This window comes from Candidatus Benthicola sp. (assembly GCF_058719085.1).
This window is the reverse complement of record NZ_JBZQEK010000080.1, coordinates 1-4019: the sequence shown is the minus strand read 5'-3', so window position 1 is coordinate 4019 and position 4019 is coordinate 1. Positions and strand designations below refer to the sequence as shown.

The window sequence follows — 4019 nt, the reverse complement described above, 5'->3', positions numbered from 1 at the left end:
CGTTCCCCGAGATCATGGCCGTTCCGAACATCGACCATGGCAGAGACCCGGGACCCGTGTCGACCCGCATGGACATCCCCGCGAATCCACCGCTTCCGCGGCAACCGTACCACCGCCCGGGGAGGGGATCTCTGTATCCGTTCTCGCTCGAATTCTCGAACTTGCACGTGAAGGCGCCAAGTTCCGGTGCGTGGAGGACTACGAGCACCGAACCGGAGCTGAAGGATGATCCGGGAAAGGGCTCCGGAGGGCGAACATCTCCCCAGTCGTTGGTCGTCTCGCCCGAGAAGTAAGCAAAGCCATGGATCTCGCCCTCGCAGGGCGTCGCGGGAAGCCGGTCCCGGCTGCAGATCTCGAACCCGGCCACCGAATAGGAAATCTGGAGGTCGCCGTTCCACACCGGTGGCGGTCCGAACGGTGGAAACGAGTCGACCCAGTAGAGGGCGAACTCGTACGCCACCGCTGAATGACCCTGACCAGACCTGGCGGTCACCTCCGTGTCGCTTTCGGGCTGAACCGGCAGACTATCCGCGCAGGCGAAGGCAAGCACCATGAGAGGCAGCAGAACAAGTCGTCTCATTGCAGACGGCTCCTTGCCGATGCAGGTGGGGGTTCGAGCGCCGACCATGCCACTCTCTGTCTGCCGCACTCGGGGGGGTAGCGCTGGGCATGGCAGACGCAGCAGTCATGGCGTGCCATCGGCGATTGCACGTCACGGCATGGAAGGAAGTTTGCTACGATCCGCGGGCAAGCGCCATTGTGGCAGAGCCGCAACAGCGTCCTCTGCTCAATGGGCCCGGGTGGATTTGAACCACCGACCTCACGCTTATCAGGCGTGCGCTCTAACCAAGCTGAGCTACGAGCCCTCGTTCACTGCACCGCCGCGCCGCAGCGGCCCCGCGAAAAAGAATGCGAGTCGCCAGGAAGCGACTCGCGCGGGGAGAAAAAGGTAGCCAATCGAACGCCGCAGTCAACCTCGCTCGGACAGGCGAGGCATCCCGTCAGGCGTCGAGCTCCGGCCGCGAGGAATCGAAAAGGGATGCCGCGCCCGCGGCCCGGACGCGAGATACGCCCGGCTACCAGCCCTCGTCTTCTTCGTCGTCCTCGACCACGTACAGGTCGAGCTCTTCCTCGTCATCCCAGTCCTCGTCTTCGTCGAATTCCAGCTCGTCGGGTTCTTCGAGGTCGTCCCAGTCTTCGTCGAAGTCCTCGTCGAGCTCGTCGTCCTCGAACTCCAGGTCCTCGGGGTCCTCTTCCACCTGGGCCCGGGGAATCACCGGATCGGACACGAGCGCGCCCGGGAGGCTGAGCGCGGTCAGCGTCATGGCGAGCCGTCCTCCTTCATCGTTCGTGATGGGTCGGGCCGGCCGGGTCCTGGTCTGAGACCGGTGTCCGTGCCCATCCCCTTCTTCCAGTTCGGTCAGTTCCAGTCGTCGTCCGACGGGCGTCGCGGCTGGTCGTCCTCTTCCTCGTCGTCCCAATCTCCGTCATCGTCATCCCAGTCTTCGTCTTCGTCCCAATCCTCGTCGTCGTCATCCCAGTCTTCGTCGTCGTCCCAGTCCTCGTCGTCGTCATCCCAGCTCTCGTCTTCATCCTCGTCCTGCTGCAGGGTCCAGACGCGCCCGGCGTCCTCCTCGAGCTGGCTCCAGGCCCCGGCGATCGCGGTCATCGAAGACCTCCTGAAACGGTAAGAGCAAACGACTTCGCCGCTTATTACGAGCGGGCCGCGCCCCTGTCAAGTGCGCGCGGAGGGGCCCCGGCAGGACCGGTTCGGGAGGACGACGAAGCGAGAGTTACGGGGTGCGCGGCGCAGCGACGCTCATCCGCCGGAGACGGCTCGCCGGTCCCGCTTCCGCTCGTGCGGGGTGAGCATGCGCTTGCGGAGGCGAATCGCGTCGGGGGTTACCTCGACGAGCTCGTCATCCCGAATGAATTCGAGGGCGAACTCGAGGCTGATCTCCCGCGCCGGCTCGAGGATGATGGCCTCGTCCGCTCCGGAGGCGCGGACGTTCGAGAGCTTCTTTCCCTTCACGACGTTGACCTCGAGGTCATTCTCCCGCGCGTGCTCGCCGACGATCATCCCATTGTAGACGGCGTCGCCGGGGCGCACGAAGAGGCTCCCCCGGTCCTGCAGGTTGAACAGGGAATAGGCCGTCGCCGCCCCCTCCAGCATCGATACGAGGGCCCCCGTGGAGCGAACTTCGATCTCGCCCGCCCACGGACCGTAGCGCTCGAACTGCCGGTGAAGGGTGCCTTCGCCACGCGTCTCGGTGAGGAACTCGGACCGGTAGCCGGTCAGCGCCCTGGATGGGACGGAGAATCGCAGCCGCACCATGGCCCCGTCCCCCTTCTCCATGTCGACCATGTCACCGCGTCGTTCTCCGAGGCCGCTCATCACGACGCCGATCATCCCCTCGGGCACGTCGGCCACCACCTCCTCGTACGGCTCCTCGATGTCTCCGTCCTCGCCTTCGCGGGTGATGACGTGAGGGCGGGACACGCTGAACTCGTAGCCTTCCCTTCGCATCGTCTCCATGAGGATGGAGAGGTGAAGCTCTCCGCGGCCCGATACCCGGAAACGGTCCGGCTCCTCCGTCTCCTCCACCCGGAGCGCCACGTTCGACTGCACCTCCCGGAAGAGGCGCTCGCGCAGCTGCCTCGAAGTGACGAAGCGACCGGACCGGCCCGCGAACGGCGACGTATTCGGGCGGAATTCCACGGACAGGGTGGGAGGCTCGACGGCGATTCCCTCGAGGCGTGCCGGCGATTCGGGATCGCACAGCGTGGCTCCGATCTCGGCCGCCTCGATGCCGGCGATCGCCACGATCTGGCCCGCCCGGGCCTCGGGAACCTCGACGCGCGCCATGGCTTCGTAGGCGTAGATCTTGGGAATCCGGACGGCCGTGTCCGGCGCCTCCGACTCGAGGCCCCATACGGCCACCATCTCTCCCTCGCGCACCGTTCCGTTCTCCACCCGGCCGATCGCCATGCGGCCCAGGTAGGGCGAGTAGTCGAGCGTCGAGACCAGGAGCTGGAACGGCGCACCGGGCAGACCTCCCGGCGCCGGCACCGACGTCACCACCGCCTGGAACAGGGGTGACAGGTCGCCGCCGCTGGCCGACGGGTCGACGGACGCCCAGCCGTCACGGGCCGACGCGTACAGAAAGGGCGCGTCCAGCTGCCCGTCCGTGGCCTCGAGCTCCATCAGCAGCTCCAGCACCTCGTCGTGCACGCGCTCCGGGTCGGCATCGGGCCGATCGACCTTGTTGATGATGATCACCGGGTGGAGTCCCAGCTCGAGGGCCTTGCGGGTGACGAATCGAGTCTGGGGCATCGGGCCCTCGAACGCGTCGACCAGCAGGAGCACGCCGTCCACCATGCGGAGAATCCGCTCGACCTCACCGCCGAAGTCGGCATGCCCGGGGGTGTCCACGATGTTGATCTTCACCCCGCCGCCGCCGGGCGCCTGCCACCGCACCGAGGCGTTCTTGGAAAAGATCGTGATCCCGCGCTCCCGCTCGAGCGGATTGGAGTCCATCACGCGCTCGGCGACGGCCTGGCCGGCCCGGAAGGAGCCGGTCTGGCGGAGCATCTGGTCCACCAGGGTGGTCTTTCCGTGGTCCACGTGGGCGATGATGGCGATGTTCCGTATGGAGTCCAAAGAGTCCGATTCCCGTCGATTGTGAAGGTCGAAATACGCCTCGCGGGGAGCCGGCTCGCACCTCGCGACCGCCCGCTTACCCATCGGTTTCGGGAAAGTTCGCGGACGAGCCCCGGGGGCCGTTGCTGTCTCTCCGAGGGCCGGGGTAGTTTGGCTATTCGGACCGCGTAGCACCACCTCCACGGATGGATGGACGATGATCAGCGACAGGCCGACCCGGCTCGACTCGTCACGCGGGATTGCCGTCACCACGGCGTGCGCCGGCCTGCTGGCGCTCGCGGCGTGCGGCATCCCATCGGCGATGGGCGAGGCCAACTCACTGATCGTGGTGGCCGACGACGCCGTGTGGGCCGAGGTG

At 66.6% G+C, this 4019-nt stretch carries 4 protein-coding genes and 1 tRNA gene; all 5 read right to left on the bottom strand.

The features are described 5' to 3' along the window. Positions 1–580: hypothetical protein (locus tag AC36XV_RS06180; protein WP_492202805.1), on the bottom strand; the 580-nt coding region annotated here is incomplete at its 3' end. A gap of 211 nt (positions 581–791) precedes the next feature. Next, a tRNA-Ile gene (locus AC36XV_RS06175) sits at positions 792–866 on the bottom strand. Between the two features lie 210 nt (positions 867–1076). Next, positions 1077–1325: a hypothetical protein gene (locus AC36XV_RS06170; RefSeq protein ID WP_492202804.1), complete on the bottom strand. Its 249-nt coding sequence runs from the start codon at positions 1323–1325 to the stop codon at positions 1077–1079. 95 nt (positions 1326–1420) lie between these two features. Continuing rightward, positions 1421–1669, bottom strand: coding sequence for a hypothetical protein (locus AC36XV_RS06165; RefSeq protein WP_492202803.1), 249 nt, complete (start codon positions 1667–1669; stop codon positions 1421–1423). 150 nt (positions 1670–1819) lie between these two features. Then, positions 1820–3745 (bottom strand): translational GTPase TypA, encoded by a 1926-nt coding sequence (gene typA / locus AC36XV_RS06160; RefSeq protein ID WP_492202802.1) that lies wholly within the window; start codon positions 3743–3745, stop codon positions 1820–1822. Between the last annotated feature and the right edge of the window lie 274 nt (positions 3746–4019).